The 15,038-nt window shown below is 43.0% G+C and carries 16 protein-coding genes; 10 read left to right on the top strand and 6 right to left on the bottom strand.

From position 1 onward, the window contains the following. Nucleotides 1-14: 14 nt before the first annotated feature. From BMW98_RS18985 to BMW98_RS18960, 6 genes are all read left to right on the top strand, one after another. Nucleotides 15-1,172: a homogentisate 1,2-dioxygenase gene (locus tag BMW98_RS18985; RefSeq protein ID WP_090260871.1), complete on the top strand. Its 1,158-nt coding sequence runs from the start codon at nucleotides 15-17 to the stop codon at nucleotides 1,170-1,172. A gap of 170 nt (nucleotides 1,173-1,342) precedes the next feature. Beyond that, the gene (gene hppD / locus BMW98_RS18980; RefSeq protein WP_090260869.1) at nucleotides 1,343-2,482 is read left to right on the top strand and encodes a 4-hydroxyphenylpyruvate dioxygenase; all 1,140 of its coding nucleotides are present in this window, start codon (nucleotides 1,343-1,345) and stop codon (nucleotides 2,480-2,482) included. Nucleotides 2,483-2,567: 85 nt separating this feature from the next. Continuing rightward, on the top strand, nucleotides 2,568-3,839 hold the full coding sequence (gene fahA / locus BMW98_RS18975) for a fumarylacetoacetase (protein ID WP_090260867.1): 1,272 nt from the start codon (nucleotides 2,568-2,570) through the stop codon (nucleotides 3,837-3,839). A gap of 100 nt (nucleotides 3,840-3,939) precedes the next feature. Then, the gene (locus BMW98_RS18970) at nucleotides 3,940-4,341 is read left to right on the top strand and encodes a DoxX family protein (protein ID WP_222843683.1); all 402 of its coding nucleotides are present in this window, start codon (nucleotides 3,940-3,942) and stop codon (nucleotides 4,339-4,341) included. Further along, complete coding sequence (locus tag BMW98_RS18965; RefSeq protein ID WP_090260865.1) at nucleotides 4,338-5,228, top strand: flavin reductase family protein; 891 nt, start codon at nucleotides 4,338-4,340, stop codon at nucleotides 5,226-5,228. The genes BMW98_RS18970 and BMW98_RS18965 overlap by 4 nt, the downstream gene beginning before the upstream one ends. 6 nt (nucleotides 5,229-5,234) lie before the next feature. After that, nucleotides 5,235-5,831 carry a porin family protein gene (locus tag BMW98_RS18960; protein WP_090260863.1) on the top strand — a complete coding sequence of 199 codons (597 nt, stop codon included), beginning with the start codon at nucleotides 5,235-5,237 and terminating at the stop codon, nucleotides 5,829-5,831. A 208-nt stretch (nucleotides 5,832-6,039) separates the two neighbouring features. Here BMW98_RS18960 and bioB read toward each other — a convergent pair whose 3' ends face one another. Then, nucleotides 6,040-7,143, bottom strand: a complete 1,104-nt coding sequence (bioB, locus tag BMW98_RS18955) for a biotin synthase BioB (protein ID WP_090260861.1) — start codon at nucleotides 7,141-7,143, stop codon at nucleotides 6,040-6,042. 73 nt (nucleotides 7,144-7,216) lie between these two features. Here bioB and folK point away from each other — a divergent pair, with 73 nt between their 5' ends. The 4 genes from folK (at nucleotide 7,217) to BMW98_RS20655 (ending at nucleotide 8,528) form a co-directional block, all read left to right on the top strand. Further along, the gene (gene folK, locus BMW98_RS18950; RefSeq protein WP_090260859.1) at nucleotides 7,217-7,711 is read left to right on the top strand and encodes a 2-amino-4-hydroxy-6-hydroxymethyldihydropteridine diphosphokinase; all 495 of its coding nucleotides are present in this window, start codon (nucleotides 7,217-7,219) and stop codon (nucleotides 7,709-7,711) included. 10 nt (nucleotides 7,712-7,721) lie between these two features. Then, nucleotides 7,722-7,934, top strand: coding sequence for a hypothetical protein (locus tag BMW98_RS18945; protein WP_090260857.1), 213 nt, complete (start codon nucleotides 7,722-7,724; stop codon nucleotides 7,932-7,934). A gap of 134 nt (nucleotides 7,935-8,068) precedes the next feature. After that, the gene (locus BMW98_RS18940) at nucleotides 8,069-8,299 is read left to right on the top strand and encodes a hypothetical protein (protein WP_147407710.1); all 231 of its coding nucleotides are present in this window, start codon (nucleotides 8,069-8,071) and stop codon (nucleotides 8,297-8,299) included. A gap of 97 nt (nucleotides 8,300-8,396) precedes the next feature. After that, a complete protein-coding gene (locus BMW98_RS20655) occupies nucleotides 8,397-8,528 on the top strand; it encodes a hypothetical protein (RefSeq protein ID WP_262501619.1) in 132 nt (43 codons plus the stop codon). Nucleotides 8,529-8,534: 6 nt separating this feature from the next. Here BMW98_RS20655 and BMW98_RS18935 read toward each other — a convergent pair whose 3' ends face one another. From BMW98_RS18935 to BMW98_RS18915, 5 genes are all read right to left on the bottom strand, one after another. Then, the gene (locus BMW98_RS18935) at nucleotides 8,535-9,752 is read right to left on the bottom strand and encodes a serine hydrolase (RefSeq protein WP_090260853.1); all 1,218 of its coding nucleotides are present in this window, start codon (nucleotides 9,750-9,752) and stop codon (nucleotides 8,535-8,537) included. Beyond that, a complete protein-coding gene (locus BMW98_RS18930; protein WP_090260851.1) occupies nucleotides 9,753-10,616 on the bottom strand; it encodes an alpha/beta hydrolase in 864 nt (287 codons plus the stop codon). Between the two features lie 185 nt (nucleotides 10,617-10,801). Further along, a complete protein-coding gene (fabD, locus tag BMW98_RS18925) occupies nucleotides 10,802-11,674 on the bottom strand; it encodes an ACP S-malonyltransferase (RefSeq protein ID WP_090260849.1) in 873 nt (290 codons plus the stop codon). Nucleotides 11,675-11,715: 41 nt separating this feature from the next. Beyond that, complete coding sequence (locus BMW98_RS18920) at nucleotides 11,716-12,138, bottom strand: thiol-disulfide oxidoreductase DCC family protein (RefSeq protein ID WP_245733647.1); 423 nt, start codon at nucleotides 12,136-12,138, stop codon at nucleotides 11,716-11,718. Beyond that, nucleotides 12,117-14,984: a T9SS type B sorting domain-containing protein gene (locus BMW98_RS18915; protein WP_090260848.1), complete on the bottom strand. Its 2,868-nt coding sequence runs from the start codon at nucleotides 14,982-14,984 to the stop codon at nucleotides 12,117-12,119. The genes BMW98_RS18920 and BMW98_RS18915 overlap by 22 nt, the downstream gene beginning before the upstream one ends. Between the last annotated feature and the right edge of the window lie 54 nt (nucleotides 14,985-15,038).

The raw sequence follows: 15,038 nt of genomic DNA, 5'->3' as shown, positions 1-15,038 counted from the left end.
TAAACGATAAAATTATGCCATTTTATCATCACCTAGGAAAAATACCGCATAAGCGGCACACCACTTTCAAAAAACCTGATGGTGGTTACTATTACGAGCAACTTTTTGGCACCATTGGTTTTGATGGTATGTCGTCTTTATTATACCACAATCACCGACCTACACAGGTTAAGGAGGTGCTCAAGTCGTACGATGTATCGCCAAAAATTGCAGTTGATAAGAACATGCTATCGCTCGGGATTAAGGGTTTCGATGTAAAGCCAAAAGATGACTTTTTAGAAAGCAGAACGGCAGTTTTGGTTAACAATGATTGCGAAATCGTATTGGCTGCGCCTAAAAAATCACTGAGGGAATACTTCTACAAAAATGCCGATTGTGATGAATTACTATTCGTTCATGAAGGCAGCGGAACGTTAAGGACGCTTTTGGGGAATATTCCATTCTCTTATGGCGATTATTTGTTGATTCCGCGGGGCATGATTTATCAGATAGATTTCGATACGGAAGCAAATCGACTGTTTATTGTTGAGTCGCACCGACCAATGTATACCCCAAAAAGGTATCGCAACTGGTTCGGCCAGCATTTGGAGCATTCGCCATTTTGTGAGCGCGACTTTAGAGCACCATCTAAACTCGAAACACATGATGAAAAAGGTGACTTTGTCGTGAAGGTGAAAAAGGAGGGGATGATTCACGAGTACGTTTATGCCTCGCATCCTTTCGATGTTGTGGGTTGGGACGGCTATAACTTCCCATACGCATTTAGTATTCACGATTTTGAGCCAATAACGGGTCGTGTGCATCAGCCGCCACCAGTGCACCAAACTTTTGAGACGGACGCTTTTGTGGTTTGCTCATTCGTGCCAAGGCTTTATGACTATCATCCAGAGGCAGTGCCTGCTCCATACAATCATAGTAACATCGATTCGGATGAAGTGCTGTACTATGTTGATGGCGACTTTATGAGCAGAAATAATATTGAGCGCGGTATGATTACGCTGCACCCAGCTGGTATTCCGCATGGGCCACATCCGGGAGCCATGGAGCGCAGTTTGGGTAAAAAGTCAACAGAAGAATTGGCAGTAATGGTGGATACTTTCAAACCGTTGAAAGTAACCGAAGCAGCCATGCAAATGCTGAATAAGGATTATCATAAATCGTGGTTGGAGTAGTTCAATGTGAGATTTGCCCCAGCCCTAAAGGGTGAAGGATAAAGTCTTCCAGCCAGGTGAACAGAAGTCCCCTTTAGGGGATTTAGGGGTGGAACTAAGAATATACACTTCTGAGTGATGTAACACACTCAAAACGAAAAGAAGAAAAGTAAAACAGTAAACTATAGAATATGGCAACAGAGAACGTAACCTATTCAGGAGAGAAAATATTTAAAGATGCGCAGGATTTTCTGCCTATCAACGGGACGGATTATGTAGAACTATATGTGGGGAATGCCAAGCAGTCGGCTCACTTCTACAAAACCGCTTTTGGCTTTCAGTCAGTGGCTTATGCCGGACTAGAGACTGGTGTAAAAGACCGTGTGTCTTATGTGCTTCAGCAAGATAAGATCAGGTTGGTTTTGACTTCACCACTTAAACAAGATGGCGACATCAATGCACACATCAACAAACATGGTGACGGTGTCAAAGTAGTTGCCCTTTGGGTAGATGATGCTACAAAAGCGTGGGAAGAGACAACAAGTAGAGGGGCTGAGTCTTACTTCGAGCCGAGAGTGGAGGAAGATGAACACGGAAAAGTGGTTCGTTCAGGTATTCATACTTATGGCGAAACGGTCCACATTTTTGTGGAGCGTAAGGAATATAACGGTGCTTTCTTGCCTGGTTTCAAAGAATGGAAATCAGACTATAACCCATCAGAGGTTGGCCTTCGCTATATCGACCATATGGTTGGTAATGTAGGCTGGGGCGAAATGAATAAATGGTGTGAGTTTTACGCGAAAGTGATGGGCTTCACGCAGTTGGTTTCATTTGACGATAAGGATATTTCTACTGAATACACTGCCTTAATGAGTAAGGTAATGAGCAATGGTTCCGGAAGGATCAAATTCCCAATTAACGAGCCGGCAGAAGGTAGAAAGAAGTCGCAGATCGAAGAGTACATCGATTTTTATAATGGGGCAGGGGTTCAGCATATTGCTGTGGCCACTAACAACATTCTTGAAACTGTAGCGCAGTTAAGAGAACGCGGTGTTGAGTTTCTTCGAGTTCCTGAAGTCTATTATGACGATGTGCTTGACCGCGTGGGTGAGATTGATGAAGACCTTGAGCCATTGAAGGAATTGAACATCTTAATCGATAGAGATGATGAAGGCTACTTGCTTCAAATTTTCACAAAGCCTGTTCTAGACAGACCAACTATGTTCTTTGAAATTATTCAAAGAAAAGGTGCTCAGTCTTTCGGTAAAGGCAACTTCAAAGCTCTTTTCGAAGCGATTGAAAGAGAGCAAGAAGCAAGACAAACTTTGTAGAATGTGAAAGCCCCATCCTAACCTTCCCCAGAGGGGAAGGAATCCCTCCTTGGGAGGGACTTAGGGAGGCCAAAGAAACTTTAATATGATCAAAGCAAACGATCCAAAACTTAAAAGCTGGGTAGATATACCCGCTAATTCAGACTTTTCAATACAGAATATACCATTCGGTATTTTCAAAACAGATAGCCTTGGACCAAGAGCGGCAACAGCTATTGGTACTCAGGTACTCGACTTAATGGTGCTTGAGCAGAATGGTTATTTCGAAGGACTAGATTTACCTGATAACATTTTCGCGCTGCCAACTTTGAATGCTTTTATGGAATTGGGTAAAGCCAAAACTAGAGCGGTTAGAAATAGAATTTCCGACTTATTAGAAGAAGGCAATACCGAGCTTAAGAATAATGCAGAGGTATTGAAAGAAGCTTTCTTTGAGCAGCCTGAAGTAGAAATGTGTATGCCTATTCAGGTGCCAAACTACACTGATTTCTACTCTTCAGAGCAGCACGCGTTCAATGTGGGGACTATGTTCCGTGGACCTGAGAATGCACTAATGCCTAATTGGAAACATATTCCGGTGGGCTATCATGGTCGTGCTTCTTCCATTGTGGTTTCAGGTACAGACTTTCATCGTCCAAAGGGGCAAACAAAAGCAGATGATGCTGATATGCCGTCTTTCGGGCCTTGCCGATTGCTCGATTTCGAATTAGAGATGGGTTTCATTACCTGTAAAGAGAATCCGCTTGGCGAACCAGTGAGTACTGCTGAAGCCGATGAATACATTTTCGGGTTTGTGTTGCTCAATGACTGGTCAGCTAGAGATATTCAAAAGTGGGAATATGTGCCGCTAGGACCATTCTTGGCGAAGAATTTTGCCTCGCACGTTTCGCCATGGATTGTTACTATGGATGCGCTTGAGCCATTTAAAGTTGCTGGTCCAGAGCAAGATCCAGAAGTATTACCTTACCTAAAGTATGAGGGCGATAAACACTTTGATGTGAAGCTTCAGGTGGGTATTCAGCCAGAAGGAACAGAAGAAACGGTAGTTTCTAATTCCAACTTTAAGTATATGTATTGGAATGTAAAGCAGCAGTTGGCACACCATACAGTGAATGGTTGCAACATGCAGGTGGGTGACCTTTATGGTTCGGGGACTATTTCTGGGCCAACCAAGCCAGAGTATGGTTCCATGTTGGAAATCACTTGGAGAGGAAGTGAGCCAGTGAAAATGGCTGATGGTTCTGAACGCAAGTTCATTCAAGATGGTGATACCGTAATTATGCGAGGTCACGCTGAAAAGGACGGTGTTCGGGTGGGTTTTGGTGAGGTAACTGCCAAAGTTTTACCAGCCAAGTAATTGGTTTGATTGTTCATATCTGCAATTGTTGTCGGCTGGCGGATAGTCTATCTCATCTGGAAATGAGATACTGCGTATTGCTTTTGAAACATTGATAGATATGAACAATTCTAAATCCAAAACAATCATCACCTGGGTGTTGCGTGTAGTGCCGGCACTCATTATGCTTCAAACCTTGTACTTTAAGTTTACAGGAGCAGAAGAGTCGGTCTACATTTTTACCCAAATAGGCATGGAGCCTTGGGGTCGATATTTAGTTGGGACAACCGAGTTGATAGCAGGAGTTCTACTCTTTACAAGGTGGTATGGACTTGGTGCACTTATAGGTATTGGAGCCATGGCGGGTGCAGTGTTCTTCCACTTAACCAGCTTGGGAATTGAGGTGCAAGGCGATGGCGGATATTTATTCGCACTAGCACTTACTGTATTAATTAGTTGTGTAGTTCTAGTAATTTTGAACTTCAACGACATAAAAACTGAACTACTTTCAATCATCAAATGATAATAGATCCGAAAGAGATTCCGCAGCCACAATTTCACGGTTATATGTTGGGTGTAATTGGTCCAAGACCAATTGCCTTTGCTAGCACGGTAGATGCTGAAGGTAACGTTAACCTGGCGCCATATAGCTTCTTTAATGTGTTCAGTTCTAATCCTGGTACGCTTATTCTTTCTCCCGCATTGCCGCGTAATAGGGCGAAAAAGCACACGTTGATCAACGCCATGGAAACTGGTGAGATTGTTATCAATATAGTGAGTTATCCGATTGTGGAGCAGATGTCTTTGGCTAGTACTGCTTACCCAAAGGGTGTGAACGAATTTGTGAAGTCGGGACTTACTGAGGCTAAATCTGAACTAGTGAAACCTCCTTATGTGGCTGAAGCGATCGCTTCTTTTGAGTGTAAGGTGAAGGAAGTGGTGCATTTGGGAGATGAGCCAGGTGCCGGGAATCTGATCATTTGCGAGGTGCTCTTGGTTCATATGAAAGATGAGGTGCTCGGTGAGGATGGTATGCCTGATCCTTTCAAAGCTGATTTGGTAGGCAGAATGGGAGGCGACTGGTACTGCCGAGCAAATGGACCGGCCATATTTAAGCTGCCAAAACCCAACCGAAACTTGGGAATTGGCGTAGACCAAATTCCCGATGCTATCCGCAATAGTCCGGTGCTTACCGGCAACAATTTGGGTAGATTAGGAAATATTGAAAAATTGCCCGAAATAGAGGCTATTCGGGCTTTTAGTGAGACGGATGAAATACATGAAATATTGACACGTTTCATTAATGATCAGGAATCTTTGATGTATCAACTGCATGAACTTGCACAACGATACTTGGAAGATGACGAACTGGAAAAAGCCTGGTTGACATTATTACAACAACACTTATAAAACTCAATGATGAAAAAACTTATTCTAACATTCGTGCTTTTGGCCATAGGATTTGGCGCAAACGCTCAAATTGATTTTGGACCAAGAGTAACAGTTACTTCTACTAAGCTTTCTTTGAAAGACAACATTACGGCAATAGAAGAGGGAGATAGAGATTTTGGTTATCAGTTTGGCGCCTTTTTGCGCGTAAAAGTGCCAATTATCGGTTTGTACGTTCAGCCTGAAGCGCTTTTTAGTAAAACTGGTGCTACTTTTCAAGATGGAACAGACGACATCGATCTGTCTTTCAACCAGATTGACGTGCCGGTAATGGTAGGTGGTAAAATTGGTCCACTAAGACTTCAAGCAGGTCCTTCTTTCAGGTTCCTTACAAAGGCAGAAACCGATATTAACGGAACCGTGCAAGATGTGAAAGAGAATTACAAGGATACAACAGTTGGCTATCAGGCGGGTGTTGGTATTGACTTGTTGAAGTATTTGGCACTAGACCTTAAATACGAAGGTAGCTTAAGTGATATCTCTGAAGATGCTGGAGGAAATGGTTTTGCGGTAGATCAGCGTGTAAACCAATGGGTATTTGCAGTAGGTTTCAAGTTGTTCTAGTAGCTGCTTACTCCAAAATATTGAAAGCCTCAGGTGCAAACCTGAGGCTTTTTGTTTTTATAACACCCTTATAATCTAAAGAGGGTATGTTGCGAAAAATCCTTCTCAGAGAAATAGTCAACCGAAAGAATCTGTTCGTTAATTGATGTGCATTTATCGGACAGATTCTTTCGGTTTTCGTACCTCAAACCTCAGAATGACTTTTGGTTTACAAAGCTTCCTTTCTTTTTTTGTTAGCCTTTTTAGTGGCTTCTACATTCTTTTCAATACGATGCCCTGGTCGGCTCCACTTGGTTTTTTCACCTTCCGAATTGGTCATTTCTTCTTGTGGTAGTGGAGTAGGCTTAGCGCCTTTGGCGTAAGGCTTCATCGGGTTAATACCGAGGATTTTGAACAACTCCATGTCTTCATTTACATCAGGGTTAGGTGTTGTTAGTAGCTTGTCTCCGGCAAAAATAGACCCAGCACCTGCTAAGAAGCAGAAAGCCTGTCCTTCTTTACTCATTTCCGTTCTACCTGCAGAAAGCCTTACCGTTGTGGTTGGCAATACAATTCTGGTGGTAGCCACCATACGGATCATATCCCAAATAGGTACTACTTGTTGCTCTTCTAGTGGGGTTCCTTCTACAGAAACCAACGCGTTAATTGGCACTGACTCTGGCTGAGGGCTAAGTGATGCCAGTGCTATTAGCATGCCGGCACGATCTTCAATTGATTCGCCCATGCCAATAATACCGCCACTACAAACTGTTACGTTTGTTTTGCGCACGTTCTTGAGTGTTTCAAGCCTGTCTTCCCAGCCGCGGGTTGAAATAATCTCTTTATAGTATTCTTCCGAAGAGTCTAAGTTGTGGTTGTAGGCGTAAAGCCCAGCTTCGGCCAAACGCTGTGCTTGGTTTTCGCTAAGCATTCCAAGCGTGCAGCAAACCTCCATGTCCAATGAGTTGATGGTGCGCACCATGTCCAATACCTGATCGAACTCTGGGCCATCTTCCACATTTCTCCAAGCGGCTCCCATACAAACGCGCGAAGATCCTGAGGACTTAGCACGCAAAGCTTGCGCTTTCACCTGATCAACCGTCATCAAGTCGTTGGTTTCAATATCGGTATGATAACGCGCTGCCTGTGGGCAGTAAGCGCAATCTTCAGGGCAACCACCAGTTTTGATGGAAAGCAATGTGCTTACCTGAACCTCGTTTGGATTGTGATATTTGCGGTGAACGCTGGCCGCCTCGTAAACTAAGTCTAGCAACGGGCGATTATAGATTTCTACAATTTCTTCCTTCGTCCAATTATGTCTTACCTCGCTCATGAAATTCTATTATGAATTGGCAAAATAGTTAGGGTGCCCTTCAACTCCAATAACTATTCATATATTTGCCCGCATGACATCCATTTACCTGCTATTGGGCACTAATTTGGGCAACAAATCTGCAAACCTTCAGCGTGCAAAAGAACTACTCACCTCGCATGCCATCATTATTAAGAAGGAGTCTAGAATATATGAAACGGCCGCCTGGGGTAACGAGGATCAGCCAAGTTTCTTAAATCAGGTAGTGGAGGTTGATAGCAATAAGTCTCCGCAGCGAATTCTTACTTTGGTCAATCAGATTGAGGAGGAAATGGGGCGCGTGCGCTTCGAAAAGTGGGGAGAAAGGCTAATAGATATCGATATCCTTTATTTTGGTTCACATGAGATTCAGAATGAAGACTTGGTGATTCCACACCCTGAGATACAGAACAGACGATTTACTTTGGCACCTTTGGCTGAAATGGCGCCTAACTTTATTCACCCTGTTTTGAAAAAAACGCAGCAGGAACTTTTCGAAGGCTGTGTCGACCCGCTTGAAGTAACTGTTTGGGAACCGGTTTATTCGTAAATACTCCTCCGTGACTTCGATTAAAGAACAGCAAAAGGCAATTTCAGATAAGGGGAGAGGTTATCTCAAGTCTTGGGTAGATAGCATCAGCATTAAAAAAGGCGATGGCTTTGGTACCATTTTACTCAAACTGTTAAAGGCTGTGCTGGGCGTACTGGTTATAATTATTTTGAGCCCAGTTCTGCTACTAATAGTCATTTTAACTTTGGCCATCGCACTGTGATTAGGCTGCTGCTTCACTATAGTTTTGTATTGCCAACTTTAGCTTTTCTAGCCCATCAAGTAGCTTTTTTCTACTTTAATATCTCAATTCCTTTTCTCGATAATTATCTCGATCCATTTTGTTTTAGTGCCATTATGCTGCATTGTTATAAGCTGCAGCACCATTGGGTCGGATTACATAGAGCAGTTTCTAAAGAAGAGGTGTTCGCTTTTGTATTCGTTTTGAGTTTGTTTTCAGAACTGCTTTTCCCCTTTCTTTCAGCCAAGTTTACTGCAGATGTTTTTGATGTGCTCGGGATAACCCTTGGTGGTGTTTGGTTTTACTTTACATCGGCTAAAAATGATGATAAAGTGAAAGGCACCTAAACCCTTGGTTGCTTTCAGTCATCGATAAGAATGAGCTTGTTACCGAAAATGCTCAGCTTAAAATGTTGGTTGCAATACTTTTAAATCAAAAAAAGAGATGAAAAAGTATTCAGTTAAAAACATAAAGAAGGAGTTGAAGCAACTTGCAGCGAAAAGAAATCAATCAGCAATCCATCACTATGCATATTCGGCCAAGCGCTTCGAAATGGCTTGTGCTAATGTGAAATAGGAGAGGTTATTTTCTACTTAGCTCATAATTATAAACTTGCCGGCCTAGCTCGGCCATAAACGGAAATCCAAGTGAGTTGTATTCGTAAACCCCATCGTTAAAGATCTGGTTTTCGTTTACGTGCACAGTTGCTGCCAACATAAACTCAATATCGTTTTCCGAGTCAACTATGTATGCCACATCGGTTAATGTGCCGTAGGCATCGCCTACCTTGTTATAAATTCTGATATTGTCGGGCATAGGATTCTTGTCGTCTCCAAACATTAGAAACTTCACATAGCTCTCGTGGTAACCTTCCGTTTTGTAGTTGGGATATTCACTCTCAAAAGTGTTTCTGCTCATCCAATACTGCAAAAATTCGTGGTCTTCATTGTTAATCTTGAAGCGCTGATCGAGCGGCAGCGTTTTAGGAAACAGTACACCAATCAAGATCTTATTCAAACTGGTGAGTGAAAAATAATTCTTCTCGCTAAAATTAAAGGGCTCGTTATACAAAGTGCCTTCATTATCTGTGTAGCCAACACCTTTTATCATCCCTTTTAGCGGCATGCGGTGCCTTTCTATGGTTGAGGTTAGGCTTGCTTGTTCGTAAACCAGCTCGTTTTGCCCGTTGTAAAACTTAAACTCCCAAGTATGCTTATTGTCTGCTCCGTAAAGAAATTTATGGTTGAGGTGAGAAGGCTCCATGCCATAAATAGAGAGGTAGTTGTTTACGTAATCGCGACCTAAAAAGTCGAAAAGGTAATTGTAAGCATCATTGTCGCTTACTAAAAATATCTTTTTGATCATGTGCCGAATGCTCGGGTAACCCGATTCCGCAGTGCTGTCCTTATCTATGATTACTTCACCGGATTTAGGGTCGAATGCCTCGAAACGGCTATCGAGTGAAATTTCGATACCGTCATGCTGCATTTGCCTAACCTTTTGAATGGCCAATACTGCTACCGGCAATTTGGCGGTGCTTGCCGGGTAGAAGTATCGAAAGTCATCGCGCTGAAAATCAAATGTTTTGAATGATGGATTGCCTGTTTCATCTCGTTCAATTTGGGTGTAGATCACCTGAACTTCGTGTTTGTTCAAATTGTCGGTAATGGCTTTGATCTTTGGTGAATCGCTGGCCATAATTTTATCTAACGGATTTTTAGATTGACAACTGGTAATCATATTCAAACCGAAAATGGTGAAACAAACTATTGCGAATGACTTTAGCGCTGAATTGTTCATTTAGTACTGGTGAAAAGCATCAGAGATGAATTTAAGAACAACTGGCAGCGATTCTCTCCAGTATGTCCAGGTGTGCCCGCCCTGGCGTACACGGTACTCGTGTGGTATTTCTTTCTTGCGCATGGCAATGTGCACCAAGCTGTTGCCTTCATACAAAAAGTCGTCATCGCCACAGTCGATAAACCACCTTACTGATTTGATCTTTTCAATATCGCCATCTTCGATTAGCGAAATGGCATTGTGATTTCTAAAGTACTCTTCTAACTCCGACTGAGAAGCGGAAAGCCCCATTCTTTCCGCTTGTTGTTTAAATTGGTCGAGTGAAAGCGGACCAACATAAGCACTCAAAGGTGCAGCAGAAGAGAATAGGTCAGGTCTGTGTAGGGCGTACATAAATGTGCCGCCACCGCCCATCGATAGGCCAGAGATGGCCCTGAATCGCTTTTGGCTTTTTATGCGGTAGTTTTTCTCCACATAAGGCATCAGTTCTTCAAAAAAGAAGTCTTCGTAGTTCCAATTGTCCGAAGGGTTGTTGAAATAGCCGCGTTGCCCGGTGTTGGCATCTGGCATTACAATTATCATTGGTGTGGCCGTGCCATCTTTTATTGCGCTGTCGGTAATTCTCAATACTTCGCCAAACTGCACCCAGCCGGTGTGATCGTCTCCCGCACCGTGAAGTAGATAGAGCACAGGGTAGCTTCTTTCCGAAGTTTCGTAGTCTGGTGGTAAGTAGATGGCGAATTTTCTGTCGCCTTTCAGTATTTCACTTTTAACAGAAAGGTTGTCGAATACTTTTCCGGTTTGTGCTATGGCCAAAGTGCCCATTAACAACAAAGTTGATAGTAAGGTGAGTTTTCTTTTCATGGTCGGTTGCGTTTCAAGGTGAATAATTTGCGGAAAGAATTTGCAAACGCAAAGCGCAAAGTGATGAAAGGGGAAATAAAAAAGTTCGTCAATGGAGCTTTGAGATTTACAATCTACCCTCAAAAAGGAGACTGTTCAGCCATGCTCACAATGACGAACTCTTAAAAGGAATTTCTATTGTAATTTTAGATGCTTGCTACGTCTGCTTCTCTGTGAATTTTCTTTACCAAGCCTTGCAATACTTTGCCAGGGCCTGATTCAATAAAGTTTGTAGCACCATCGGCAACCATTGCCTGAACAGACTGTGTCCACCTTACCGGAGCGGTAAGTTGCGTCTTTAAGTTGGCTTTGATCACGGCAATATCGGTTTCGGCTTGCGCACTTACGTTTTGATATACCGGGCAAATTCCCTGGCTAAAAGTGGTGGCATCAATTGCTTTTTCTAGCTCTTCTTTAGCTGGTTCCATTAATGGTGAGTGGAATGCGCCACCTACCGGCAACGGAAGTGCTCTTTTGGCTCCGGCTTCTTTTGCCTTTTCGCAAGCTAGCTCAATGCCTTTGTGCGAACCAGAAATTACCAACTGACCCGGACAGTTATAGTTTGCAGCTACAACCACCTCGTCAATCGAAGCGCAAATGTCTTCTACCACTTTATCTTCCAGCCCTAAAATTGCAGCCATGGTAGATGGGTTAATTTCGCAGGCACGCTGCATGGCTAAAGCTCTTTGCGATACCAGTTTGAGGCCGTCTTCAAAAGCTAAAACACCATTGGCAACCAATGCAGAAAACTCTCCTAATGAGTGGCCTGCCACCATGTTTGGCTCGAATGAGTCGGAAATTTTAGCCAAAACCACCGAGTGAAGGAAGATGGCGGGTTGTGTTACTTTTGTTTCTTTTAGCTCTTCTGCTGTTCCGTTAAACATGATATCGGTAATTCTGAAACCGAGAATAGCATTAGCAGATTCTAAAAGTTGTTTTGCTTGCTCTGAGTTATCGTATAGGTCTTTGGCCATTCCTGGGAACTGCGCTCCCTGGCCAGGAAATACATATGCTGTCATAGGCTTAATTTAATTGCGACTGCAAAACTAAGTAATAATCGTTAAGCATCCACAAAGCGGGCACGAAGCTCTGGGGTAGGCATGCGGCAGCTGTCTCTTTTTCCCCACCATTTATAGCGGTTTTTGGCAATAATATCATAAACACCATGTCGAATGAAAGGTGGAATTATGATGAAAACGTAGAGCAAAGGATAAAGCCCGCTAAGTTTTTTGGCTATTCGTAAAGCAGCAGAGCTTTTCTTATAAACTTTGTCTTCGCTTAAAAGCACCAAGCTGTCGAAGTCTTGCTGATTGTAGCCTAATTCTTTCAGTTTTTCTTGTCCAAAATCTGACTGTAGGGCAGCAAATTTAAAATGCCCTTTAGGGTCGTGGTCAATAATGAAGTTTACAGCGCCATTGCATAGGTTGCAAACTCCATCAAAAAGCAACACATCTTGATTTTCTATCGAACTATTTTTACCCAATTTTTAAACTCCTGTTTAGCTTTTGATGGATCCAATACATCAAAGGTAACAGTTGCGGTGTAATAGTAAGTTCCGGATGGCAATTCATTACCGTTTTTATCTGTTCCTTTCCAATCGATGTAGAAGTTCGGTTCCGCAACTCCTTTTGTATTATAGCTAAAGAGTTCATCTCCGCCCCAGCGATTGAATACCTTAAATTCGACTCCCTGAATAAATCTAGGGCACTTTTGGTTTGGCTGGTCAAAGGCTCTGAAGGTGTCATTCATTCCGTCTGCATTAGGGGTAAAGGTGTTTGGTAGCTCGTAGTATGGGCAGTTGTCAAAACAAACGGCATTGCTCATGGTACTCTCGTTATTCGAACGGTCTACTGCAGCAATTTTGTAGCAACCTTTGTAAGAGGCTAGTCCTGTATGAGTGAACTCAGTGTTACGTGTGTTGCCAACTAAAATGTAGCTTTCTTCTTCTCCCGTGGTAGAAAAGTAGATGTTGTAACTCGCTATGTCATTGTCAATATTGTCAGCTGTCCAGGTTAGTGTGTTGCTGTAGTTGTCAAAAGCGCAGGGCTCTAAAACCACTCGTGAACAGTTGGGGTTTTCCAAAATTACAAGTGGTGTTCCGTTAGGCCCCTCAACTGTTGTGGTGTCTCCCGGGACTTCTATTTTGGGTTCCTCTGGTGGAATTTCATCACCAGGCTGCACGCAAATAACTTGCGCGTTATTAATCAATGGTTCTGGTAAAATAGGATTGCCGTAGCTGCCTTGCGTAACTACGTAGTAGCAATAGTCTCTATCGTTAAGCAATGGTGTTCCGTTAAAGTTACCTTCATCCAAATAAGTAAAGCCTTCGGCTGTGACCAGCGTTGAATCAATGAGTTCAAAGTTGTCGGTGTCACTTGCTGCTGCATCAGTGCGATTTCGATAAATATAATGGTAAGGGAAGTTCTGCGTACGATTAGACCATGGCACGTCCGCTTCCCAATTCAACTCTATTGCCTCAATTAAACTCAGTGCTTCTAGCCTAACAGAAGAGGCTGTTGCAGAGCTGTCTATCAGGTTATCTGCATTGTCATAAAAGCGTACCATGTACCGATAGGGTAGGTTTTCGGTATTCAAACCTGAGTCAATAAAAGTGGTATCGGTTGTGGTTGTTACCAAACTGCGTTGACCAAGCCCGTCAAAACCTTCAAAGCGGATTAGTTCGTATTTGTACGGAGGAGGAAAAAGCGTGGTGTTGATCTCCAGAGGGCTGGTCCACCTTACATATATTTCGCCATTCGTTTCATCCGTATTTTCGACAGAAACATTCGTAATGGCCGGAACATCTAGCGGAATGGTAATGCACTTTTCAATAGACGCGTAACTGGTACCTCCTTTAGGCAGTGGGAATTGTGCTACAAGTCTGTAGCAATATGTGGCGCCAGGGCTAAGTTTGTCATTGTCGGTGTAATTGGTTTGGTCAATAGGTAGTTCGTCTATTAGTTCGTAACCGGATTCAGGTGGGATTCCGACATTGCAATTTTCTGGGTCGAAATCGTAACTGTCTACTTTTCGGTAAACCTGCATTACCGGAGCGTAGTTTGCACCAACATATGCTTCCCAAAAGAGCTCTATGTCGAGGTTGGAGCCTATTCGAGCCGCCAATCTTTTAGGTGCAGGCGCAACAACCTTCACATTCCATGTTTCAAAATTAACAAGTTCTGGTAGGCTAGAGTCAGCGGGTTTATCACTCACTTTAAACCGAACCTGATAAGGCCTTTCCCTCACATGGGATAGGTCGGTTTGCCACTTGAATAGAGAAGAGGCTGGCGAATTTCTAAACTCTGGAACTGGGTTGAGGTCTGGGATGCTTAAGAATTCGGCTGGATTACTGTTCTGTTGAAAAACACCACCAAAAGATTCGAGCAAAATGGGGTTGTTGTCAGGGTCGAAACCTTTGATTTCTGCCTGTAAAAGAGCTCCTGCTTCAATGCAAGTGTCTGCGGGGACTTCGAGTTCTGGCCTATTGTTATTGCATTCCTCTACTAAAATCTGCATGTCTCTTGTTACATACCCTAATAGTTCGTATTCCCCTGTTAGGTTAGAAAACCGCCATTCCTCGACTATAAAGGCTATGTTGTATTCCCCAACAAACAAGGGTGCGTCCCATGTCAGGTCTCCCGTAAGTGGATTGATGCTGAAGTTGGCAGGTGAACCACCGTCTTCTCTTGTATTAGAAATGTTAGGGTCGTCTAAAGGAATATAAGTTCTTACGTTTACGCCTCTGTCTTGCATTGGGGTGACAATTTTATAGGCTAAGCTGTCGCCATCTGGGTCATAAGCGCCAGGGTTATGGATAAAGCGTGTGCCTACGCATGCTTTGTCAATAGGCGGGATTGTGAGTTGTGGAGTGCCATTTATATCTAATCCCGGATCGATTTTCAATATTGTTTCTACGTGAAAGGGAATATTTAAAGAATTGGCTCCGCCAAGGTTGATGATTCCCGAGTTTCTGTTTTGCTCAGTATAACTTACCACATAAACCCCTGGGCTATCGAAGGTGTGATCGAATTGAATAACAACCCGCTGCGTTTCATTTCCAACGTTTTGTTCATGAAATACGCCATCTATAGAAGCGTCTTGCAGGGCGGCTCTTCCCGGACCGATTATTCTTCCTTGACCAAAGTTGAAAATCCCACCATCGCCTACTTTTAATGCAGAACCAGTGTCTTTATAAATGATTAGTGTAAAGCGATACCTTAAGCTCGATTGAGAAATGCGTACTGCAGTGATTTCACCTGCTCTGATGTGCGTTGCCCAAAGATTAGTTGAAAAAGTAACAACGAGTAGTAGTGTTAAAAAGTATTTCATGTGTGGTTGTAAAGTTATTAGAACGACCACACATGAAATATATTTTAATTGGGT

The organism is Roseivirga pacifica (genome assembly GCF_900111145.1).
Taxonomy (GTDB): domain Bacteria; phylum Bacteroidota; class Bacteroidia; order Cytophagales; family Cyclobacteriaceae; genus Roseivirga; species Roseivirga pacifica.
Note: the sequence above shows the minus strand (reverse complement) of the source record. Positions and strands in the feature narration are given on the sequence as shown.

Coding starts and splice junctions, on each gene's coding strand:
- BMW98_RS18965 (WP_090260865.1), top strand. CDS start 4,338: ATGATAATAGATCCGAAAGAGATTCCGCAGCCACAATTTCACGGTTAT.
- folK (WP_090260859.1), top strand. CDS start 7,217: ATGACATCCATTTACCTGCTATTGGGCACTAATTTGGGCAACAAATCT.
- fabD (WP_090260849.1), bottom strand. CDS start 11,674: ATGACAGCATATGTATTTCCTGGCCAGGGAGCGCAGTTCCCAGGAATG.
- BMW98_RS18970 (WP_222843683.1), top strand. CDS start 3,940: ATGAACAATTCTAAATCCAAAACAATCATCACCTGGGTGTTGCGTGTA.
- BMW98_RS18940 (WP_147407710.1), top strand. CDS start 8,069: ATGCTGCATTGTTATAAGCTGCAGCACCATTGGGTCGGATTACATAGA.
- BMW98_RS18915 (WP_090260848.1), bottom strand. CDS start 14,984: ATGAAATACTTTTTAACACTACTACTCGTTGTTACTTTTTCAACTAAT.
- BMW98_RS18935 (WP_090260853.1), bottom strand. CDS start 9,752: ATGAACAATTCAGCGCTAAAGTCATTCGCAATAGTTTGTTTCACCATT.
- BMW98_RS18960 (WP_090260863.1), top strand. CDS start 5,235: ATGATGAAAAAACTTATTCTAACATTCGTGCTTTTGGCCATAGGATTT.
- BMW98_RS18985 (WP_090260871.1), top strand. CDS start 15: ATGCCATTTTATCATCACCTAGGAAAAATACCGCATAAGCGGCACACC.
- BMW98_RS18930 (WP_090260851.1), bottom strand. CDS start 10,616: ATGAAAAGAAAACTCACCTTACTATCAACTTTGTTGTTAATGGGCACT.
- fahA (WP_090260867.1), top strand. CDS start 2,568: ATGATCAAAGCAAACGATCCAAAACTTAAAAGCTGGGTAGATATACCC.
- hppD (WP_090260869.1), top strand. CDS start 1,343: ATGGCAACAGAGAACGTAACCTATTCAGGAGAGAAAATATTTAAAGAT.
- bioB (WP_090260861.1), bottom strand. CDS start 7,143: ATGAGCGAGGTAAGACATAATTGGACGAAGGAAGAAATTGTAGAAATC.
- BMW98_RS20655 (WP_262501619.1), top strand. CDS start 8,397: ATGAAAAAGTATTCAGTTAAAAACATAAAGAAGGAGTTGAAGCAACTT.